Source organism: Lutimonas halocynthiae, from assembly GCF_030409835.1.
In the GTDB taxonomy this organism is placed as follows: domain Bacteria; phylum Bacteroidota; class Bacteroidia; order Flavobacteriales; family Flavobacteriaceae; genus Lutimonas; species Lutimonas halocynthiae.
This window is the reverse complement of the sequence record NZ_JAUFQO010000001.1, coordinates 103,619-125,252: the sequence shown is the minus strand read 5'-3', so window position 1 is coordinate 125,252 and position 21,634 is coordinate 103,619. Positions and strand designations below refer to the sequence as shown.

Annotated in this window: 18 protein-coding genes and 1 tRNA gene; 5 read left to right on the top strand and 14 right to left on the bottom strand. The window is 34.9% G+C overall.

The features are described from left to right. The first annotated feature begins 60 nt into the window (after positions 1-60). The 3 genes from QWY87_RS00540 to glmS all read left to right on the top strand — a co-directional run bounded on the left by QWY87_RS00540 (position 61) and on the right by glmS (position 4,478). Positions 61-870 carry a glycogen/starch synthase gene (locus QWY87_RS00540; protein WP_290287315.1) on the top strand — a complete coding sequence of 270 codons (810 nt, stop codon included), beginning with the start codon at positions 61-63 and terminating at the stop codon, positions 868-870. A gap of 28 nt (positions 871-898) precedes the next feature. Continuing rightward, positions 899-2,515: a DUF4270 domain-containing protein gene (locus QWY87_RS00535; RefSeq protein WP_290287314.1), complete on the top strand. Its 1,617-nt coding sequence runs from the start codon at positions 899-901 to the stop codon at positions 2,513-2,515. Between the two features lie 109 nt (positions 2,516-2,624). Then, positions 2,625-4,478, top strand: coding sequence for a glutamine--fructose-6-phosphate transaminase (isomerizing) (gene glmS / locus QWY87_RS00530; protein WP_290287311.1), 1,854 nt, complete (start codon positions 2,625-2,627; stop codon positions 4,476-4,478). Positions 4,479-4,505: 27 nt separating this feature from the next. Here glmS and QWY87_RS00525 read toward each other — a convergent pair whose 3' ends face one another. From QWY87_RS00525 to QWY87_RS00510, 4 genes are all read right to left on the bottom strand, one after another. Then, on the bottom strand, positions 4,506-5,045 hold the full coding sequence (locus tag QWY87_RS00525; protein WP_290287309.1) for a pyridoxamine 5'-phosphate oxidase family protein: 540 nt from the start codon (positions 5,043-5,045) through the stop codon (positions 4,506-4,508). Positions 5,046-5,722: 677 nt separating this feature from the next. Continuing rightward, complete coding sequence (gene pth, locus QWY87_RS00520; protein ID WP_290287307.1) at positions 5,723-6,289, bottom strand: aminoacyl-tRNA hydrolase; 567 nt, start codon at positions 6,287-6,289, stop codon at positions 5,723-5,725. Between the two features lie 126 nt (positions 6,290-6,415). Further along, the gene (locus QWY87_RS00515) at positions 6,416-7,060 is read right to left on the bottom strand and encodes a 50S ribosomal protein L25/general stress protein Ctc (RefSeq protein ID WP_290287305.1); all 645 of its coding nucleotides are present in this window, start codon (positions 7,058-7,060) and stop codon (positions 6,416-6,418) included. Positions 7,061-7,079: 19 nt separating this feature from the next. Beyond that, positions 7,080-8,021, bottom strand: coding sequence for a ribose-phosphate pyrophosphokinase (locus QWY87_RS00510; RefSeq protein WP_290287303.1), 942 nt, complete (start codon positions 8,019-8,021; stop codon positions 7,080-7,082). A gap of 212 nt (positions 8,022-8,233) precedes the next feature. Here QWY87_RS00510 and QWY87_RS00505 point away from each other — a divergent pair. Next, positions 8,234-8,317, top strand: a tRNA-Leu gene (locus tag QWY87_RS00505). A 118-nt stretch (positions 8,318-8,435) separates the two neighbouring features. On the opposite strand, the gene QWY87_RS00500 is transcribed toward QWY87_RS00505, so the two are convergent. Continuing rightward, positions 8,436-9,083 carry an NUMOD4 motif-containing HNH endonuclease gene (locus QWY87_RS00500; RefSeq protein WP_290287301.1) on the bottom strand — a complete coding sequence of 216 codons (648 nt, stop codon included), beginning with the start codon at positions 9,081-9,083 and terminating at the stop codon, positions 8,436-8,438. 256 nt (positions 9,084-9,339) lie between these two features. After that, positions 9,340-9,891 carry a hypothetical protein gene (locus tag QWY87_RS00495; RefSeq protein WP_290287299.1) on the bottom strand — a complete coding sequence of 184 codons (552 nt, stop codon included), beginning with the start codon at positions 9,889-9,891 and terminating at the stop codon, positions 9,340-9,342. 992 nt (positions 9,892-10,883) lie between these two features. Here QWY87_RS00495 and QWY87_RS00490 point away from each other — a divergent pair. Beyond that, the gene (locus QWY87_RS00490; protein WP_290287297.1) at positions 10,884-11,273 is read left to right on the top strand and encodes a hypothetical protein; all 390 of its coding nucleotides are present in this window, start codon (positions 10,884-10,886) and stop codon (positions 11,271-11,273) included. A 693-nt stretch (positions 11,274-11,966) separates the two neighbouring features. Here the strand turns inward: QWY87_RS00490 and QWY87_RS00485 are convergent. From QWY87_RS00485 to QWY87_RS00450, 8 genes are all read right to left on the bottom strand, one after another. Further along, positions 11,967-13,142, bottom strand: coding sequence for a tyrosine-type recombinase/integrase (locus tag QWY87_RS00485; protein ID WP_290287295.1), 1,176 nt, complete (start codon positions 13,140-13,142; stop codon positions 11,967-11,969). 855 nt (positions 13,143-13,997) lie between these two features. Then, a complete protein-coding gene (locus tag QWY87_RS00480; RefSeq protein ID WP_290287293.1) occupies positions 13,998-15,644 on the bottom strand; it encodes an ABC1 kinase family protein in 1,647 nt (548 codons plus the stop codon). Positions 15,645-15,800: 156 nt separating this feature from the next. Further along, positions 15,801-17,312, bottom strand: a complete 1,512-nt coding sequence (locus QWY87_RS00475; RefSeq protein ID WP_290287291.1) for an arylsulfatase — start codon at positions 17,310-17,312, stop codon at positions 15,801-15,803. A 37-nt stretch (positions 17,313-17,349) separates the two neighbouring features. Continuing rightward, complete coding sequence (locus tag QWY87_RS00470; RefSeq protein WP_290287290.1) at positions 17,350-18,354, bottom strand: SphA family protein; 1,005 nt, start codon at positions 18,352-18,354, stop codon at positions 17,350-17,352. A gap of 15 nt (positions 18,355-18,369) precedes the next feature. Further along, entirely contained in the window at positions 18,370-19,542 is a 1,173-nt protein-coding gene (locus QWY87_RS00465) for a BamA/TamA family outer membrane protein (protein ID WP_290287289.1), read from the bottom strand. A 102-nt stretch (positions 19,543-19,644) separates the two neighbouring features. Beyond that, complete coding sequence (locus tag QWY87_RS00460; RefSeq protein ID WP_290287288.1) at positions 19,645-20,355, bottom strand: HdeD family acid-resistance protein; 711 nt, start codon at positions 20,353-20,355, stop codon at positions 19,645-19,647. A gap of 42 nt (positions 20,356-20,397) precedes the next feature. Next, entirely contained in the window at positions 20,398-20,784 is a 387-nt protein-coding gene (locus QWY87_RS00455) for a CsbD family protein (protein WP_290287287.1), read from the bottom strand. A gap of 41 nt (positions 20,785-20,825) precedes the next feature. Next, positions 20,826-21,623, bottom strand: coding sequence for a DUF1269 domain-containing protein (locus QWY87_RS00450; RefSeq protein WP_290287285.1), 798 nt, complete (start codon positions 21,621-21,623; stop codon positions 20,826-20,828). Between the last annotated feature and the right edge of the window lie 11 nt (positions 21,624-21,634).

Below are 21,634 nucleotides of genomic sequence, written 5' to 3'. Positions count from 1 at the left end.
TTTAATTCGAATTTCGCATATAATTTCGTAATTTTGCACCGATCCAAAATAGAATGATAAATGAAAGATAAGAGAATCCTTTATATTTCGTCTGAATTAACCCCCTATTTACCCGAAACTGAAGTGTCAAAAATGGCATTTGAAGTTCCAAAGGAAATGCATCATCAAGGTGCGCAAATAAGGATGTTCATGCCGAGATTTGGAGTGATCAATGAAAGGAGACATCAGTTGCATGAAGTAATAAGATTGTCTGGTATGAACTTGATAATCAATGACATGGATATGCCATTGATCATTAAAGTTGCTTCACTTCCTAAAGAAAGAATGCAAGTTTATTTTATCGATAACGAAGAGTATTTCAAAAGAAAAGCAGTTTTTTATGATGAAGAAGGAAACCTTTTCGCTGACAATGACGAAAGAGCAATATTTTTTGCCAAGGGTGTTGTAGAGACGGTAAAAAAATTAAATTGGTCTCCTGATATTATTCATATTCATGGATGGATGGCTTCTTTGCTACCACTATATTTAAGAGAATATTACAAAAACGATCCTTTATTTGCAGATAGCAAGATCGTCACTTCGGCATTTAATTACCAAAATGCAGGTGTTTTAGATGGTCAGGGACTGATTAATAAGATTAAGTTTGATCAGATTTCCGAGGATAAATTAGGGTCATTTTCGAAAGGAAATGGTGATAGTTTTGTCAAAATTGCCATGGAAAACTCTGACGCTGTTATTAAAGGGAGTGAAGAACTAAATGATGATCTCTCTGCGGCGATAGACAAACTTGACATTCCTGTACTCGACTACCAACCGATAGAAGGATTTACCGAAGCGTATTCCGACTTTTATCTCAATAAAGTTTTATAAATATTGCTTTAACATTCAAGAATAATTTATGTCATCTAAAAAATTTGCCATTTTTAGAAATATTGGTGTAGGAATCATATTTTTATTAGGAATAATTTCATGTGAACAAGATCTCGAAGATATTGGAGTAGATCTTACGGGTCAAAGACCCTTTAATATAGGGGATACGATTCTTGAGGTAGTTGCATATCATCGGAATATCGATTCATCTAGGGTCGATAATAACGACCCTTCATACAACCCATTGTATTTATTGGGTGTTAATAGCAACTCCAACTTTGGAACGTTAAAAAGTGACCAAATATCGCAAGTATATTTGCCAACCTTTGGCGCTGATTTTGGGGATAATGCTATAATCGATCGGGTAGTACTCGACATCCCATACTTTTCTACAAGAGATGGTGACCAGGATGCGGTAGATCCGATATCTGGAGCACCAATATTGGATGATGACGGTGATACCATTCAGGTTCCAAACTTTAGTTTAGACTCTATTTATGGAAATCAAGACCTGGAGTTTTCAATTGCCGTATTTGAATTAGGAACTTTTTTGAATTCACTGGATCCTGACGATCCGACGCAGTCAAATAAGTATTATTCTGATAAAGAATATGTTAAAAATGACAAGTTACATGAGGGCATGTTCAAACCCAATAGAAATGATACAGTTTTGTATGTTGAAAGAAGGTATTTAGATGGTGACCCAAGTACTGTTGACGATATAGATACGATTCAATCACCCAATTCATCACCATCGATGAAGTTTGATCTGGATGAGCAGTTTTTTACGGAACGATTTATTAACCATAACAATCCTTCGGATTTTCTAAGTAACGATAATTTTGTTCGGTATTTTAGAGGCTTATATATAGATGCAGATGGTTTTGATGGATCGCTGATTAACATACCAGCCTTTAATGGATCAATGAGTATTTATTATACGAATGACGTTTTAACTACTGAAGGTGCAGATGAAGATCTTAATAATAACGGTGTAACAGGAGAGTCGGATGTAATAGTAAAGACAAAGCAAAGACAAATTTACTCTTTTGGTGGCGTTAGTACTGGTTATTATGAAAGGTCTTATGCTGGTTCAAAAGTAGAAGAAGCTTTATTTAATCCAGATACTGAAAATGGAGAAAGCAGTTTGTACGTTCAGGGAGCCGCTGGTTCTGAAGTAATCATTGACATGTTTGATGATGAAACACTTGATTTTTTAAGACAACAGAGTTTACTTATTAACGAAGCGAATTTGGTTTTTTATGTAGATGGAGAACAAAGTGTTGTTCCGGATAGGCTGTACCTATATAAATATGATTTTGATTCAATGATTAATGATTTTTATAATTTTAGATTTGGCCCTGAAGTATTTGGTGGAAGGCTGGTTTATGATGATGAAGGGAATCCAGATTATTACAAATTTAGAATTACTGATTATCTTACTAAGATGATTAAAGGAGACGAGCCCGTTGCACTTTCTAAATTGGCACTTAAAAATAGTGTTGCTACGGACGAACTGAATACTCAAAATATTGACACTATTATTCAGAAATGGAATTATATTCCTAAAGGTGTCGTTTTACACGGAAATTTACCAGCGGATGACGCAAAAAGGATAAAATTGGAAATATTTTATTCGGAATAATTATCTAAATTCGTCAAAATTTAGATCCTGACAATTTTTAGGAATTCTCACCCTAGATAATAAGTTGTCAGGATTTGCGTTTTGTATAATATTTTAATACTCAAATAGAATGTGTGGAATTACAGGTTATATAGGCTATCGTGAAGCCTATCCGATTATCATGAATGGTTTAAAAAGGTTAGAATACAGGGGCTATGACAGCGCCGGTGTGATGTTGTTTGATGGAAATCAGGTGAATCTGGCAAAAACCAAAGGGAAAGTGTCAAGTTTAGAAGAAAGAGTTCAAGAAGAAATCTCTGAAAACGGAACTATTGGCATAGGCCATACTCGTTGGGCAACTCATGGTATACCAAATGACCTTAACTCACATCCACATACTTCTCAATCAGGTGATTTAGTGATCGTGCACAATGGAATCATTGAAAATTATGATACCATAAAACAAGAATTGATCAGCAGGGGTTATACATTTCATAGCGATACAGATACTGAAGTTTTGATCAATTTGATAGAAGAAATCAAAACGACAGAAGACGTCAAATTAGGAAAGGCAGTTCAAATTGCATTAAACCAGGTAATCGGAGCATATGCGATTGCTGTTTTTGATAAAACTAAGCCGGATGAAATAGTAGTCGCCAAATTAGGAAGCCCTATTGCCATTGGAATAGGTAAAGATTTTCAGGAATTTTTTATTGCTTCAGATGCTTCTCCATTTCTTGAATATACCAAAGACGCCATATACCTTGAAGATGAAGAAATGGCTATCATCAAAAAGGGTAGAGAAGTAAAAGTCAGAAAGATTAAGGATGATGTTTTGATTGACACCAATATTCAGCAGTTAAAAATGAATTTGGAGGAGATTGAAAAAGGAGGCTATGAGCATTTTATGCTGAAGGAGATACACGAGCAACCAAGAGCGATTATAGACACTTTCAGAGGACGTATGCTCGTTGATGAAGGTATTATCAAATTATCCGGGTTAGAGAACAATATGAAGCGTTTTCTTAATGCTGATAGAATCATTATAGTGGCTTGCGGAACATCTTGGCACGCTGGTCTTGTTGGTGAATATATATTTGAAGAATTTGCCAGGATTCCTGTTGAAGTAGAATATGCTTCGGAATTTAGATACAGAAACCCAGTGATTTCTGAGAAGGATATTGTGATTGCCATTTCTCAGTCAGGAGAAACAGCAGATACTTTGGCTGCTATTAAGCTGGCAAGATCTAAAGGGGCATTTGTATTTGGTATTTGTAATGTAGTTGGCTCTTCAATTTCAAGAGAAAATGATTCAGGTGCTTATACACATGCAGGACCTGAGATTGGTGTTGCATCAACAAAAGCTTTTACAACGCAGATCACATTATTGTTATTAATGGGATTGAGGTTGGCAAGAGCTAAAGGGACTATGTCAAGCGCTGATTATAGAATGCATTTACAAGAGTTGGAATTAATTCCGGCAAAAGTGCAGCAACTATTAAGTATTGACGATCGCGTTAGAGACATTGCCAAAGAGTACATGCTTTCAACCAACTGTTTGTATTTAGGTAGAGGTTTTAATTTTCCGGTAGCCTTAGAAGGCGCATTAAAATTAAAGGAGATTTCATATATACACGCCGAAGGATATCCTGCAGCGGAAATGAAGCATGGTCCGATTGCTTTGATTGATGATAGAATGCCAGTTGTGGTAATCGCTACAAATAAAGGTCATTACGAAAAAGTAGTGAGCAATATTCAAGAGATAAAGTCAAGAAAAGGTAAAATTATCGCCATTGTAACCGAAGGTGATGTTACCGTAAAAAAGATAGCTGACCACGTAATCGAGATTCCAGAAACGGTAGAAGCGTTTTCACCTTTATTGACAACGATTCCATTGCAGTTGTTATCATATCATATTGCGGTAATGCGTAATTGTAATGTAGATCAACCAAGAAATTTAGCCAAATCGGTTACGGTGGAGTAGAACCGTTCGAGAGAAAAACGATTTCATTTATTTAAAGATCACGACAGGGACTTCCCATGTTTTAGGATCACCTATAATATTGTGGGTATAGCTAATAACTTCGAGCCTTTCAGGAGAAATTTTTATCAATTGAAAGGCATCTGTGTTATTTGGATAGAAGGCATCCCATTCAGTTTTCCACCACTTGTCTTTACTTGCCTGATCATTTACTAAAGAGGCGGTTCCTTGAATCACCACATATCCCGAAGAATTTTTATCCAAATAATACAAGGTCACTTTTGAATTACTTTTTATTTGTTTCACCTTTCTGCTATGTGGATTGGTGCCAAGCCAAACCGTGAAATCATCTTCTGGAAGAAATGGATCCATTACCCTTGTAGAAGGAAGCCCCTGCTCGTCTAAAGTGATCAAGGCACAAACACCAGCATCTTTTATGATATCCCTTGCTGCACTTAGTAGTGTTTCTTTTGAAAACTCCTCAAGTGCTGTTTCTTGACTGAAACTATTGAATGATATAAGTAGAAGAATTGGGAAAAGGATGTTAAAATATTTTTTTTGTAGCGTCATTTATGTTGTCTTTTATTATAGTAGTATTTCAATTCAATAGAGGTATTGAATTTTATCGCTATGATTTCTAGTCTAATTTAGGGGTTTTTGATTGTAATGATGAATAGCGATATTTTATTTCTTCCCCTTTTTCCTTTATCAAATAAAAAGGATATAATATTATTACTTGTTCATCTTTTTTTGCTCCTCCAAAAAAAACGAACCAAAAAAAAGGAGGTAACTTTTACGAGGTGTTTTTTAGGCTTTTCTATCGAACGCCTAAAAACCGTTATCAAAGCGCTAAATTTTTTCCAAGCCTGTCTGCCGACAGGCAGGGTTTCAAAAATTCTTTACGCGCTTTTACAACTACACTGACGCAAAAGCTTCGATCCGATCAACGGTTTTACTATATATCCGAGGCGGCCTATTTTGTTTTCCGTATTGCATCCTGATAATTTTAGAAGGGCGAGAGGTAGCAGCCTTCGAGTGAAACGACTTAGGCTGCGTTGGCCAAAAATTATTAAAGAGATGCACAGGAAAATAAAATCAGCCTTGATCTTTTCGTTCTTTTGCATCAAGGCAAAAGAACAAAAACAATATCAAAAAATTTGTTTTTTAATGAATCCATCTGCCACGAAGCAAGTATAGCTCGTTTTTGGGGCATCAAAAATAAAGTTTCTCACTTTGAGAAACCAACATCACTTCCCATTAAAAGTATTCATAGTATTCGCCAAACCAGCCAAAGCGAAGGAGGTAACTGCTTTGGTGCATTTGTCTATTCGGTCATTTAAGATTTCTTGTTCTTCTTTGTCCCACTGGCCTAAAACGTAATCTATTTGTCGTCCTTTGCCATATTCACTGCCAATACCAAAACGCAATCGCGCATAGTTTTGGGTTTGTATGACTTCATTGATATTGGTCAAACCGTTATGGCCTCCTGCACTGCCTTTTGCCTTGAGTCTTAAAGTCCCGAAAGGAAGATTTAAATCATCGGTAATAACCAGAACATTTTCAAGAGGGATGTTCTCAATTTTTTGCCAATAATGAAGTGCTTTTCCACTGAGATTCATAAAGGTGCTGGGTTTCAAAAGGATGAAGGTTCTTCCCTTATATCTGAAACGGGCAATGTCACCAAGCTTTTTGGTCTCAAATGTAATTTGCTCCTTTTTAGCAAGTGAGTCTAATACGCTGAAACCAATATTATGACGGGTATTGTGATATTTCTCGCCAATATTACCAAGACCAACAATTAGGTATTTTTTCATGTCTGGTTCAATATTATTTTTTGATTCAAAAACAAACCTTAGTTTTTGTAAGAAATTCATATTGTAAAGATAAAAAAAAAGCTTTCCGAATTATGGAAAGCTTTTTTATAACTGATAAGTTGAGATTTATTCAGCGGCTGGTGCAGCTTCTGCACTAGCTTCTCCTTCTGCTCCTTCAGCAACTTCTCCTTCAGCATCGTCGTCTTCATCTTCTGATTCAACAGCAAGACGAGAAACTCTAACCTGAACAACAACTGTATTGTCAGGATGAAGAATTGCGAAATCACCTGTAGAAAGATCGGCAACTGTTAATTTATCTCCGATTTGTATCTCAGAAATATCTGCATTAATAAAGTCAGGCAATTTTGATGGAATTGCTTTTACTCTTAATGTTCTAAAAGGGTTACGTAAGTTTCCACCTAGCAATACACCTGGAGAATTTCCAATAAGTCTTAATGGAATGTCCATAGTAACTTCTTTGTCTTCAGATAACTCATAAAAATCTACGTGTAGAATTTTATCAGAAACTGGATGGAATTGAATGTCTTGTAAAATTGCTTTCAATTTTTCACCACTTTCAAGTTCAATCGTTGCAGTATATACATTTGGAGTATATACCAATTTGCTGAACGCTAGTTCATCTGCTGCAAAATGCAATGCTTGGTCTCCTCCGTATAATACGCAAGGAACCTTTCCAGCATTACGTAAGGCTTTGGTAGATACCTTGCCCACGCTTTCTCTTTTAGATCCTTTGATTGTAATCGATTTCATTATTTTATATTTATTTAGTTTACATTATAAATTTACCGCTGATCGATGTATTGGACTGAACCATCTTCATCACATCCGCAAATAAAGGGGCGCAAGTTACAACTTTTATCTTAGAACTCTGTTGTTTTAATGGCACCGTATCAGTGACTATAAGTTCCTTTAAATCAGAGCTTTCTATCCTTTCATAAGCTTTTCCTGAAAGAATTGCATGCGTTGTTATCGCTCTAACGCTAATAGCACCTCTTTCCATCATAATATTTGCGGCTTTTGTTAAGGTTCCGGCAGTGTCAACCATGTCATCTACAAGGATCACATTTCTACCTTCAACATTCCCAATTACTTCCATGGTATCTATCACATTTGCCTTTTTTCTTTGTTTGTAGCAAATCACTACTTCGCATTTAAGAAACTTGGAATAGGCATAGGCTCTTTTAGAACCACCCATATCAGGTGAAGCGATGGTAATATTGTCAAGATTCATAGCTTCAACATGAGGTAAAAAGATGGTAGATGCAAACAAATGATCCACAGGGATTTCAAAAAATCCTTGAATTTGATCAGCGTGTAAATCCATTGTCATTACTCTTGTTGCGCCAGCAGCTTGTAGAATTTTGGCAACCATTTTGGCAGCAATAGGTACACGAGGTTGGTCTTTTCTATCCTGACGAGCCCATCCGAAATAGGGCATAACTGCTGTAATATGTCTGGCAGAAGCTCTTTTTGCAGCGTCTATCATTAACAGCATTTCCATTAAATTGTCATTAGGAGGATTTGTCGAGCCTATCAAGAATATTCTTCTTCCTCTAATCGATTCTTCAAAACAAACTTGAAATTCACCGTCGCTAAACATCGTTTTTCTAACATTTCCGAGATGCATACCATAGGCCTCAGCAATTTTTTCGGCTAATACTTTACTTTGTGAAGAAGCGAAAATTTTTGGTGTTAGTGATTCAGATTGCATAAAGATTTGTTTTTAAGGATTTTGTGTGAATTATTGCGTATGCAAAATTAATTAATTATTTTGATTAAACTATAGATTTAAGACTTGAAATACTGCCATAGTTTTGAAATGAAATACCTGAAAAAATGTATGCAATTTTGAACAAAAAGATTATATTTGCATCCCTATTTTGAAGAAACACATTGCTATTCTTAATAGGACTACTAGAATAGGCCTTGGTGGCGGAATTGGTAGACGCGCTGGATTCAAAATCCAGTGATTGCAAGATCGTGTGGGTTCGATTCCCACCCAAGGTACAAAGCTCATAATCAGTCACTTAACATTCAATTTGTTAGGTGACTTTTTTTATGTTCTGTACCTACCGTTGTACCTACCTCCTTGTTAATAACTTTTTGCTTCTGGAATCGTTTAGAATTAACAGAAGTTCATTTCTAGCTGTGTCTTACCAATATGAACAAATTTACCTTTTCTTTTAGGTTTAAAATTGAAGTCTTCTAGATTTGAGTGGTTATTTATATGTTTCAAAGCCATATAATATTCTAACCCTGCTTCATATTCTTTTTTGAATGACCCTAGATGATGGGATGTTCCATTTACTTCAATACGAGACTCCCATTTTTTCTTTAATAGATGCAAGGAGACACCAATATAAGAACTTGACGGATTATGTCTCCATTTGTCTTTAGAGAGGTTCTCTCGATTTGAAATGATTTGAAGGTTGTCTTCCTTGTTATTGGATTTATCATTGTTTATATGGTCTACGACAAGACCATTTCCATTAGGAACATGATTTAAAAAGGCAATCGCTACAAGTTGATGCACATAATAGGATTTTCTTTTGCCCTTTTTGTATAAACAAATGCGATAATATCCTTTTGTATTATCAACACTGGGACTTAGTACATTTTCACAATTCCTTTTTAAGGATTTGATATTTCCTAAGTTGGAAATTTGATAATGACCTTCATAGCCTAAGATATCTTTGTAGGTTTCGATTGATGAGGTTTTTCCTTCTTTTGTGAATTGAGTTCGATATATTTCTGTGGTTATAATATTAATCATAGCATGGAATTTTTGATTTATGAAATTTTTCAAAGAACTTATTTGAGAATAGAATAATAAACTAGAGTCTATTCAATAAGTCTAATTAAAGGTTGCCGATTTAAGACTAAATTTTACTCTCAGTTAGTTGAAATTTATACATCTAGATTTTAATTATTTAACTGTAACTAATAACAAGAAATAAATAATACTATAATAAATAAGAGATAGGGTAAAAATTACCAACTGGAATACATTTAAGTCTTAAAAAGTCATTTTAGTTTAGTCCTGAAAAATGAGTTTCCTGACCCATGGCATTTCTTATTTGACTAATCATTGCCATTTCCGAATCTTCTGTAACATTTTTTAGAGAAGAAGCTAAAGTTTGACTTGACCTTTTAATTTTACTTTGATAAGTAAATCTATTTCTATCTTTTTTGGCACTATTATTTATAGTTTCTATCCAAGACAGGTATTCAAATTCATACTTGGATTCAAAGTTGTCAATAGCTTTTTGATTTAGACAATAATGATTAGTTGCAGGGACTCCCTTTCTTTTGACATTAATTAAGTCAGCATTTTTCAATGCTTTGATAGCCTTTTTGATTGCAGACTGATTAAGAGTCGTTTCAGCTTGTAAATTGATATAAGTGATGTAGAAATAATACTCCCCGTCAATATTTTTTAATTTGTTTTCATCGTACCAGTAATTGTGTTTGTAGATTAAATTACTTAAAATAATGGAAGCATTGATTCCCAATTTATAGGCAATAATTTTAGAGCTTTGATTAAATCCTTTTTTTGATACATGTGTAATTTTCTTTTTCATTCTTCTAATGTTTTTAAATTAATATTTTATTTCTATTAGCATTAACTGCTCAAGATTAGTCATTGCTTTAATGCAATGCTCTCATATTAATTTCTACATTATTGAAGAAATATAAATGCAATGAACGCTTACCTACTTAAACGAGAAAAAATCCATATACATTGTGTAGTCATCATTTTTTTTGAGAATTAATCAAAATTCCTAATAAATAAAGAATGTTGGTACATTGGTTGGCACAAAAAACCTAATTATATTCGGAAACACCTTATTCTATTGATTAGGTTCGATTCTGGTAAAGAACCGATTCTTTATATATAATCCTTAAAGGAGCGCATACGATATGCTTATTTATTAGTTACTAAAATGATAGGATGTTTAAATGATTGAATAAAGGATTAAAGGAGCTCGGTATATTTGGTTTCACATGATTTGTAAATCGCACATTATCAATACAATAAAGAAATGTAAAAAAGCCAAAAAGAGCGATTAAGGAAATTCAACCCCCTTTTTAGCCAATATTCAGTCCTTTATTTGCAGTATTTCAGTCACTTACACCCATTTTCTTATTAACGCCCCTCTCCGTTATAAGTATTGTCTATTTAATTGTGATTTAGATGGAGGAAGTTGATGAAGCCATGGAAAGTAGTTTGGCATGTAGTAATATAACGCTCTTCTCGAGCGGGGGTAAAACATAACAGTACAATTATATTTAAAGCATTCAAAATTAAGATTGGAGTTGATATATGTCATGCATCATTCATATGCGAATTAGTATATTTGATTCTTAAAATTCAGGAATAATTATCATACTTTTAGTACTCTCTAAATCGACTGATAAAATGTTCAGGTCAGTTTTTTATTGCAAATATTAAAAGCCTTTTTGAAGTTTTAATTGAATCTAAACTAAATGATAACAAGGGATAGCAGAGGGTGATTGTAATTGCAGATAAACACTATATAGCGTTTATTAACTAGTTGGCAAACATTAAACAATGAAAATACGTTACAGAAAAAAGATAGTAAATAGTAATCTGATTTTAGGAGTTGTTTGGCTAATATTCGGTGCAGTTCAGGCGATTTTTATTGAAGATTCAAATCCATTTAATTATGCTTGGTTTGTGCTGTCAGGGGTCTATTTTGCATTATATTTTAATCAAAAAAATAGAAAATACTTAACAATTAAGAATGGAGTAATTAAGCAAAATTGGCCGTTAGGAAAGGAAATGAACTTAAAGGAAATTAAACAAATCAAACATTTCGCGGGAGAATATATTCTAAAATCAGAAACAAAGAAACTAACAATCAATATTGACTTAATTGATGAGAGATCTCTTGAAGAGCTTAAAATTGAATTGAAAAAACTGAATGTTGATTGGAGTTAAAAAACGTTTGCCAACAACGCATATAAGCAATAGCTTCAATTCGTAACACAACTAAAATCAAAGTAAGAATAAACAAATAGAAATAAATCAACATTGGGGGAGAGCTACTGCTCATATCCACACCGTTGCCATTAATTACCAAAAAATAATCTTTAATGAAAAAATGAAATGCTGAATAAATTTTTTAGTAATAAAATAAAATCCTCTTTAATCATATCATTGATTATTTATATCTGCCTAAACATTTTAATGTATTTCTATTGGGAAAAAGATCATAACGATTTGGCTACATTTGATGAAAAAGAAAATGTAATAGTTAATTCAGAAAGACAATTTCAGAATTATGGATTGAAAATACCTATTGCTTTAATTCCAATGTCTTTATTTTTAGGTTTTTCGCAATTTCTTGTTTTTAAGAGTATGACTAAAAGGTTTTATAATATTTCCGATTCTCATTCAGAATCAAAAAAGCGTTGAATGAAATGAATTTTTAGCTTGGTGGAAATCATCATTTACTCAATACTTTTGTGCAGAATGATTTTAATAAGTAAACATGAAATAACTAAAGGCAACAATGAGTATAGGCAATAGCTCAGATTACCATCACAAGGAAAAATAAAGAAACTGACTTCTTTTTTTTATGAATACCGATATACTGAGCCTTTGATTTTATTGGGATTAAGACTGTAAAATTTATGCAATCCGTCTCTCCCCCTCTTCTTTTTCAAAATAATATTCCTTCAATCTTTCAGCAAAATCACGTTGAGGTTTTTTGATATATGTCAGGAAACTCTTCTCTGTAGTATGCCCTGTAATAGCCATAATAACCACTGTAGGGACTTTTCCATAAAGATTTGAAGCAAATGACCTCCTCATAGTATGAGACGTTATAAGCTTAAATTTTGGGTAGACACCTAATAGTCGTTTGTTACCTTTTCCTCTTGCATAACCTTTAATAGGCTTATTAATCTTTGCTAATTCACATAACTCTTTAATATATCTATTGAAAACAGGATGTGATAAAGGGCGTAAGGTTGGAATATAGTCTTTGACTCTTGGGTCAATAGGAATAAGTAACGGTTGGTTAGTCTTTTGGGAAGTTATTTCAATGAAATTATCATTTATAGGGAAGTTTTTAATTTTCATTAAATCTGAAACTCTTAACCCAGTAGTGCATCCAACTAAAAAAAGTCTTCTTACGTTTTCAAGCCTTTCGGTTTTACAATTATAGTTGAATATCAATTCAAGCTCTTGGCTGTTTAAATAGGTGTTAAGGGACTTTGGGGAAGGGGCTTTAAAGTCATAGATATTACTATTTATTTTCACATTGTTTTGTTCAGCAAATTTTATAACATTTTTGATGAGTTGGACTTGCTTTCCAATGGTACTTTCCGCATAACCATCTTTAAATTTAGAATCTGCAAAGTTTTGAATCCAGTTGTAATTAACTTCTAATAGTTTTACATTTTCAGCTTTATTTATCCAATATTTTAGAGAGTCTAAATGCTTATTTCTTCCTTTAATTGATATGTATTTTTCTATATACTGATAGAAGGTGTAGTCTTCGGTTGGTACTGGAGGGTTAAAAAATTGGTTATGTAAATGCTTTATCAAAACGATATCAATTCGTTGACCATTAGCAATCGCTATAGCTGATTCGTTTAAAAGAAAGGTCTTATACTCTATGAGTTTATTATTGATTTCAATCTGATATTCTGTACCTACGGATTTAATTTGTTGTTTTTTCTGAGACCATTCTAGAGGATTTATTTTAAAGGGTAACCGGAGTGTTATAGTTGTTTCTCTACCATTTATAAACCTGCAATACAGTGTTTTACCTCCACGTAATCTATATGTTACTGATGCCATAATTATTGATTTTAACATAAAGATAATTGTACCTACCGTTGTACCTACAATTTTGGATTAAGTAGTTATCAACCGTGCACTGAAATTGTTAACATATTGATAGACAGTGGATTCAAAATCCAGTGATTGCAAGATCGTGTGGGTTCGATTCCCACCCAAGGTACAACAAACCAAAAAAAATGGTTGAACAAGAGCGGGCTTCTGAAAAGAAAGCTCGCTTTTTTTTTCAGAAGTAAGTGAATTGTTCATTTTTTTTGGTTTTCAAAGTTTACCCGCCTATGGAGGGCGTAGCTTGAAGGGAACATTGGTGAAACCAATGAATCCCGCCAAAAATAAGTTTGTTGTTCTTTTTTATTTGAGAAGCTCGCTTTCTTTTTGGAGCGAAGCGAAGCGATTATTATTTTTGGTTTTCAAAGTTTACCCGCCTATGGAGGGCGTAGCTTGAAGGGAACATTGGTGAAACCAATGAATCCCGCCAAAAATAAGTTTGTTGTTCTTTTTTATTTGAGAAGCTCGCTTTCTTTCACTTTTATAAAAATATAATTTGGAAAACCTTTCTTAGTCAGGGCTTCACAGCAACTGGACGGATATAGTGAAGCCCTGACTTGCAGTATAGTTTACCCGCCGAAGGTTGGTTTACCCGCCTTTGGAGGGCGTAGCTTGAAGGGAACATTGACGTTAGTCAATGAATCCCACCAAAAATAAGTTTGTTGTTCTTTTTTATTTCGGAAGCTCGCTTTCTTTTTGGAGCGAAGTGAAGCGATTATTATTTTTGGTTTTCAAAGTTTACCCGCCTTTGGAGGGCTCAGCTTGAAGTGAACATTAGCCATAGCCAATGAATCTTTTTGTCTTAAATCAACTTTTATTTTCCTTTTGAATTTGAATAATCAGGCTGATCGCAAGAATGGATGCAAATATTAGTCCAATGATCCCTATGACAGAGTTTCCATCAATTGTGGGGGGTACTTTAAAAGCCATCAAAACGGAAGAACCAAGAAATATCGCAGCTGAAATAAGCCCCATGACAATTCTATTGACTGATTTCTCAAGGTTTCTATGCTCCATATTTATTTGGAAATTATCACTACCTATTTTGTGAATTGCTTTATCAATTGCTTTTGGAAGAGATTCTGCAACATGTTGCCATTGATGCATATTTTTAGCAATTTTCTTGATCATCACATCGGGAGCATATCTTCTTTGCATGATCTTAACTTGGTACTTTTCGAAAAGGACAGCAATGTTGAAATCAGGATTTAATAATCTGGACGAACCTTCTAGCAATGTTACTACCCTCAATAAATTTGACATGTTAGCAGGGATTGTGATACGATGCTGTTGAATAATTCCGGTAACTTCTTTAATGGCCTCACTCATATCAAATTCATTTAATGGAAGGCTTAAAAACCGTTGAATAAATTCGTCTATTTGAAAAGTAAGGGTATCATAATCAACCCCGTTTGGGAATGTACACATTCCTAAAATCGTATTTTTAATGTGTTCAGCGTCTTTTTCTGCTACGCCAATAATCAGCTCTTCGAATGTTTTTTGACTTTTCCCATCTAGTTTATTAACCATTCCACAATCAATAACGCCTAGTTTTCCCGTTGGTTGGATGAGTAAATTTCCTGGATGTGGATCCGCGTGATAAAATAAATCCCTGAACATCATTTCCATAAAAACGTCGGCACTCTCTTCTGCGAAATTTGATTTTTGCTCAGCTGACCAATCCAATTCTTTAACTTTGCTTAAAGACTTGCCTTCTAAGAAAGACATTGTTAATACCGTTCTGCCAGATTTTTCAGGAAAAGTTAAGGGAAATTCAACCCTGTTATCTTCTGAAAAGTTATTCCTAAAGGTTTCAATATTATTAAGCTCTTTTCTAAAATCTAATTCATCCTTCATGGTCTTGTTGAACAATTTCACCAAAAGTTCGGGTTGTGCATATTTGATTGCTCCACCATGTTTCTGTGCTAACTTTGAAAGTTTCTCTAAGATTTTAAGATCTTCAAGTACTGTTTCTTCAATACCTTCATGCATCACTTTTACAACAACATTTTCGCCTGTGTTTAAACTGGCCATATGCACCTGTGCGATGCTTGCTGAAGCGATGGGTTTGGTTGTGAAAGTGGCAAATATTTCATCTATCTTCTTAACACCGAATTCCTTTTTAATACGTTTCCTGACTTTTGCGATTCCGTCAGCCTGGGTGTCTGATTGCAACTGACTTAATTCTAGAGCAAGTTCTGTTCCGATAAGATCTGATCTCGTACTTAGTATTTGACCAAATTTAATAAAGGTTGTACCCAGTTCAGTCAAGGCCAGTCTTACTCTTTCGGGCTTGCTAAAGTTTCTGATATCCTTCCCTGAAGATGTTTTTAAATAATCGCTAATAGATTCTATTTTTGCATTTTGAAGCCAGTCAGCCAATCCGTATTTGGCCATTGTGCCAACTATTTCTTGAAATCTTGTTGTTTTGAAAATATCACTTGCTGTGGTCATATTAGAGGTGTTGGTAAATTAATATTTAATACAAATTTCTAAAATAAAAAAGTTGTCTATAGCGTCAGTTTGACTCGATAGGCACATCATTTTAAATTTTAAAAGACCTTATTCTTGAAAATAAGGCCTTTTAATTCATGATACAAATTGAAATCTTTAATTCATCTCAGTAACATTCCAGGTTGCTGGAGCTTGTGCCGGAGGAAATTCTTTAAACGTTTTCTTGAATTCCACGACATAACTTCCTGCCCATCCAAACATAAAGATATTTCGTGCATACCAGTCTTGATAAGAATTGGTTTCTCTTGCCTTTTCGAAAGGGTCCATTCTTAAATCAAACAGTAAAGGGGCTTTTAAAGATTCTAATTTATAAATCCAGACCTCTTGACCAATGGCTTTTTGCTCCATATACATTGCCTTCCATCGATCACCAAATCTAATGGCTGAAATTTCTGCAGCATCTGTTCCGTAGATAAAGTATTCTCTCGGATTCTTTTCGGTTTGACCGCTCCATAAAGGTAACATATTGTGTCCGTCCAAATGATTTTTAAAGGTTTTACCATTTGATTGGAAGGTGCCTGCTTTTAGTTTATTTGGAATATCAGACCCCCCTGCAGCAGCAAGTAAGGTTGGTACCCAATCTAAATGTGAAGTGACATCATTGATAATAGTTCCGGGTTTAATACCATATCTTTCAGGAAAGCTCGCCATAGCGGGCACTCTAAATCCACCTTCCCAGTTGGTTGTTTTTTCACCATGAAACCATGTTACACCTGCATCAGGCCAGGTAGCTTGATGAACTCCGTTATCCGTTGTGAAAATTACTATGGTGTTTTCATCAACCCCTAATTCTTTTAGTTTTAATAAAAATTTTCCAACCACGTCATCTAAACGTAACATTCCATCAGCGTATGCATTTAAACCTGACTTTCCTTTCCACTCATCATCAATATGTGTCCAAAAATGCATTCCAGTAGTGTTCATCCATGTAAACCAAGGCGTACCTTCTTTTGTTTTTCTTTCCATAAAATCGAAAGCTGCTGCCATAAATTCCTGATCAACTGTTTCCATTCTCTTCTTTGTTAGAGGCCCAGTATCTTGAATAGGACCATCCGCCAAAGATTTTATGACACCTCTGGGTCTTGGTACCCGTCCATTTCCATCATCAGCTGGCCAGTTTTCAGACTCTGGCTCTTCCTCTGCATTAAGATGGTATAAGTTTCCAAAGAATTCGTCAAATCCATGTTTAGTAGGCAAGAATCGATCCTGATCGCCAAAGTGATTTTTACCGAATTGGCCGGTGGCATAACCTAAGGCTTTCAACATTTCGCCCAAAGTAGCCGTTTGATCCTGTATTCCAACTGGTGCGCCCGGAAGGCCAACTTTTGAAAGTCCGGTTCTGATGATGTGCTGCCCCGTAATAAAAGCAGATCTTCCTGCTGTACAACTTTGCTCGCCATAATAATCAGTAAACTTTACTCCTTCATTGGCAATTTGATCAATGTTTGGTGTTTGATAACCCATCATTCCTTGGCCATAGGTACTTAAATTAGGGATTCCAACATCATCCCCCATGATGACCAAAATATTTGGCTTTTTTGATTTTTGAGCATTTATAGAAAATGCTACTAAGAGCAATAAGCTCAAGAGTAAATTAATTTTTTTCATTGTTTTTTATTTAGGTTAATAATTATATTCAAAATATTTAATTAAATGGTATTGTATATATTAATTGCAATTGAATTGCATTAGCGTTAAAATGTTGTTTGGTCAAATAGGTCGTTGATCCTTTCAAGTTACCATAGAACCTGTTTGAAACAAGCCAATATCCAAGACCTATACCCACCGTACTAAGTTGATCTTTATAAGATGCGTCCCAATAGATATCATCTCCTGTGTCATCTCCAATTTGCCATGCATGCCCACCTTGCACGGTTACTTCAAACCTTTCAGAGAAGTATTGACTAATACCGTATTCCAAAGCAAACCTTGACCCGGGTTTGGCATCAGAATCCTTGATTTTACCATGAATTTCATATGTAGGGGATAACATGAATGCTGTTGCTTTATCTGCTAAATAATAATAAGCAACGGCCTGAAAGGAATGCGACCAAAATCCCACTCCGATGTTGTCATCTGCTTCGGCTTCATACCGACCAGTAGGAACTGTAAATAAATAACCAGCAGTGATATCAAATTTCTCCAACCGCCAGGATAAATAAAGTGGTGCTATATTTAAATCTCCAAAACCTGAATCACCAGCCTGAATTAAAATATCAGAATTTGTTGCAGAGAAATTTTTTACCCGAACATTGACCGTTACAAAGCTTGGGTTGATCCACCCCATATATCTGGCATTTCCAAGAAATTTTATTGGCTCTGAAGTGTAACTCATCATCAGGCTGTTTATATAACCAGAAGCAGCCACTTCTAAATTTGGAGAATCTAGTCCAGGAAAGTTTTGATCAAGAGACAGTGGGTCACCGTTTTGATCCGTAAGCTCATTGGCATTTATTCCTAAGTTGTAGTCAACAAGTGTAATGCCCTTAAATTCCGGATAGGAATAATCTCTAACGCCAATAATCCCTGGCAAATAAGCTCCACTTTGAAATGGAGATACTTGTCCAAACAAATCCAAGGAACAAGACCCAATGACTGCAATGCTTAGGTAAATTTTAAAAAAACGATATTTGTTAGAACTTTGAGGCATTGAACAATTTGTGATTTAAAAAGATTCATTAAAGTTGAAGTAAATACCAGAAGATTCCTGACCAATACCAACGTCTAATCTTAAATTCATACGAGGTTGTAATTCAAAGCGATAACCAACCCCGAAATTTGGCAGCCATTCCATGTTTTGAGAATCGACTTTGTCAAAATCCCAGACGGTACCTGTTCCTACCCATGCTACAGCTCCATGCTTACTAATCTTTCCGTCATTTTTATAAAATGTATGCCTATACTCAGGCATCACGAAAAATAGGCTCTTGTCTCTGAACCTTCCCCAGGTATATCCACGCAAATCAAAAGGATTACCCAGTTGACCCATTTCTCCATAAGGGATGTCTCCATTACCCAATCTGGCTTTAACCTGCCAGGTCATTGTTTGTCCGGGCTTACCTACTTGCTCATATTGTCGATAATCAATTAAAAAAATCTGGTAGTCATTATCACCTCCAAAGGCTGTCGAATAAGCAGTTGCCGATACATCCAGGTAAAACCCTTCCCAGGCATTTACCGGAATATCCCTGCTGTCATGCCTAAGAATTAGTCCTAATCCAGAATTGAGCGGTCGGTCATTAAAGACTTGGTAATTTGGATCTTCCGCAACACCTTCACTTGGATCTGATCCTTTGGTATAATTGTAATCTACATTTAGTCCGGCAAAATAATTTTCTTTGAATTGATACAAAAACTGTGGGTTAATCCACCACCATTCCCTTTGGTAAGCAGTAGTGCTATCACTTTGCTGCGTATTAATTGCATTTTCAGCTCCTACGCCCCAATAATTGTCAGGCATATTCTTATACCAAAGATCGGCGGTTATCCTCAATTTGTCCTTTAACCAGAATGTGGTTGGTTTTGCATTAAAAACGACTGCCCCAGTTGATGTATAAGAAAGCGTAAAAGGCATGGATGACCGTTGAATTTCATCATCATCTCGATCGGTTTTAAAACTCCATAAACCTCCAACTGCCAGCAAAGCTCCTAATTCAGGCGTATATCCCGGAACCAGCAAGGGTGATATCAACGAACGGCCTTCGGCCACTTTAACAGCCTTAATAGAATCTTTTCTTGCTTTTTTATCCTCCTTGTTCTGTTGCTTTTCTGTTTGGCCATTCATCACATTAGACAGCAACAATAAGAGAATGAAGAGGGTTATAAATTTATTTATCATGTTTTTAAGGTTAGGTTTGTTGAAGTAAAATCGAGTCCCAGCCTTATGAAATCATTTGAATTCTTTCATTATTATAATTCCAGGTTATGAATCACTAATTTTTCAGTTCATGCCTTTTTCATATGCATCAAAGGCTGCATCAATTTTTTTCTTATCAGCCTCAGGAGCTTCCTCGTAAGCTTTGATGACTTGTTTTTTTAATTCTTTTAGATCACTTTTGATTGCTTTTTTGAACTCTGTTACTTTATCAAGTGTTTTTGATTTGATTTTTTTCAGTTTTAATGCAATCATGATATTCGAAACTCCGGTGAGGAATAAAGCCAGAAAAGTAAGATAGATGATATTATAGAATCCAAATAAAGGAAATAGAACCATGAAGGTTGCAAAAATTGTAATGGCAACTCCAAGTAGCATAATCCAGCCCCAATTCAAGATACCATAACCCTTTAATTCCAATGCGCTAGAAATGGTTTGAATACCTCTGAAAAGCAACCAGAAGCCTACGAAAAGAGGTAGAATCACCATTGAAACACCTGGATATTTTAAAAGAAGAATGCCAAATAGGATTTCAAAGATACCACTGGCAAGATACCAGCCCCAGCCTTTCAGGTATTCACGATTGGCGATTGAAAAGAAAACATTTGAGAGCCCATTGACAAGCACAAGTATACTGAAGAGCCAAGACAGGGCTACATAACTTTCTTTAGGTGTCTGCAAAACATAAAATGCTCCTGCGATAAATAGAACCCCTGAAATTAAAAAGAGCCACCAGTTCTTTATTGTTGATACGGTTTGTGAGATTAAGTTTGACAAGGTTATAGATTTTAAGGTTAATTAAATTTTAAATATTAATTCTTATTTGAATTTGGACATAAACTCCCTTACATCTTGGTCAGCTTCATTTTTGGTTTTGTTATATTTTTCTTTGATTAGATTTGAAAAAGATTCAAAACTTCCATTGATACTTTGAACATCATCATGAGTGAGTTTGTTCCATTTATTTTTAATATCTGTGTTCACTTCTTCAGTCCGTGTTTCAAACACAGCCTTTGCCGCTTCAAATTTTTTCAATTCTCCTTGAATTTGCGCCTTGATGTCACCATTTTTTTCCTGGATACCGCCCTTGATTTTATCTGTCGCTCCGTCTAACTGCATTTTTTGATTGTTCGTTAACTCACCTACCCATATTTTGGCATCACCTTTAATTTGAGTTAGTTTTCCATCTAATTGTTCATTATTCATAATTGTAAATTTTTACTCGTTTTTTTAGATTGTTAATTTTCTTAAACCAAAGATGCCTTTAGCTTCTTAACCGCTTTTTCAAGTCTCTTTTTAGAATCTTTGTGATTGGCTTTTAACTTATCCATTCTCTTGTCAAGTTTTTGCTTATTGCCTTCATGAGTTTCAGAAATTTGACTCTTAAGTTTTTCTATTTTTACTTTTCTTACAGCTTTATTGTGATCTATTTTTGCTTTAATTTTAGTGTTCAGGGCTTCACTTTTGGCTTTATTTTTGTCAATTTGTTTTTGAATACTTGCTTTCATGTCTTCATTAGCTTCCTTCATTTCATTTTCCAATTCATTTAATTCAGCTTGAAGTTCTTCCGCTTCTCTTTGATATTGGTCATTAATGATATCAGATTTATTTTTTCTGTAGACAGTAGCGCCAACTTCTTGCATTTTTGCATCCAATGGCGCAGTCCATTCTTCCTCAGCATCAATTATGATGGCTGTTTTACCTTCCTCTAAAGATTTGGATATATCGTCTATATAGTTTGTGTCTACTACAGAATTGTCAAGGTCATAAAACATACCGCCATACATTCCTGCGATGGTACCAGCCATCATGCCCGCAGGGCCTGCGATCATACCAATAAGTGCTCCTGACAATGCACCAACAGCAGTACCGATAGGGCCTTGATCGGATCCCTGTTTTAATGCAATTTCACCGGCTTCATTTCTTGTAAGTACAGCTTCAGCATAAATGCTGATGTCTCCATTATTGTTCAATCCTTTTAATGCTTCTAATCCCTTTGCAGCTTCGCTTTCTGAGTCGAAAACTGTGATAATCATTTTGTTCATGGTAAATGTTT

Coding starts and splice junctions, on each gene's coding strand:
- QWY87_RS00540 (WP_290287315.1), top strand. CDS start 61: ATGAAAGATAAGAGAATCCTTTATATTTCGTCTGAATTAACCCCCTAT.
- QWY87_RS00535 (WP_290287314.1), top strand. CDS start 899: ATGTCATCTAAAAAATTTGCCATTTTTAGAAATATTGGTGTAGGAATC.
- glmS (WP_290287311.1), top strand. CDS start 2,625: ATGTGTGGAATTACAGGTTATATAGGCTATCGTGAAGCCTATCCGATT.
- QWY87_RS00525 (WP_290287309.1), bottom strand. CDS start 5,045: ATGACGCTACAAAAAAAATATTTTAACATCCTTTTCCCAATTCTTCTA.
- pth (WP_290287307.1), bottom strand. CDS start 6,289: ATGAAAAAATACCTAATTGTTGGTCTTGGTAATATTGGCGAGAAATAT.
- QWY87_RS00515 (WP_290287305.1), bottom strand. CDS start 7,060: ATGAAATCGATTACAATCAAAGGATCTAAAAGAGAAAGCGTGGGCAAG.
- QWY87_RS00510 (WP_290287303.1), bottom strand. CDS start 8,021: ATGCAATCTGAATCACTAACACCAAAAATTTTCGCTTCTTCACAAAGT.
- QWY87_RS00500 (WP_290287301.1), bottom strand. CDS start 9,083: ATGATTAATATTATAACCACAGAAATATATCGAACTCAATTCACAAAA.
- QWY87_RS00495 (WP_290287299.1), bottom strand. CDS start 9,891: ATGAAAAAGAAAATTACACATGTATCAAAAAAAGGATTTAATCAAAGC.
- QWY87_RS00490 (WP_290287297.1), top strand. CDS start 10,884: ATGAAAATACGTTACAGAAAAAAGATAGTAAATAGTAATCTGATTTTA.
- QWY87_RS00485 (WP_290287295.1), bottom strand. CDS start 13,142: ATGGCATCAGTAACATATAGATTACGTGGAGGTAAAACACTGTATTGC.
- QWY87_RS00480 (WP_290287293.1), bottom strand. CDS start 15,644: ATGACCACAGCAAGTGATATTTTCAAAACAACAAGATTTCAAGAAATA.
- QWY87_RS00475 (WP_290287291.1), bottom strand. CDS start 17,312: ATGAAAAAAATTAATTTACTCTTGAGCTTATTGCTCTTAGTAGCATTT.
- QWY87_RS00470 (WP_290287290.1), bottom strand. CDS start 18,354: ATGCCTCAAAGTTCTAACAAATATCGTTTTTTTAAAATTTACCTAAGC.
- QWY87_RS00465 (WP_290287289.1), bottom strand. CDS start 19,542: ATGATAAATAAATTTATAACCCTCTTCATTCTCTTATTGTTGCTGTCT.
- QWY87_RS00455 (WP_290287287.1), bottom strand. CDS start 20,784: ATGAATAATGAACAATTAGATGGAAAACTAACTCAAATTAAAGGTGAT.
- QWY87_RS00450 (WP_290287285.1), bottom strand. CDS start 21,623: ATGAACAAAATGATTATCACAGTTTTCGACTCAGAAAGCGAAGCTGCA.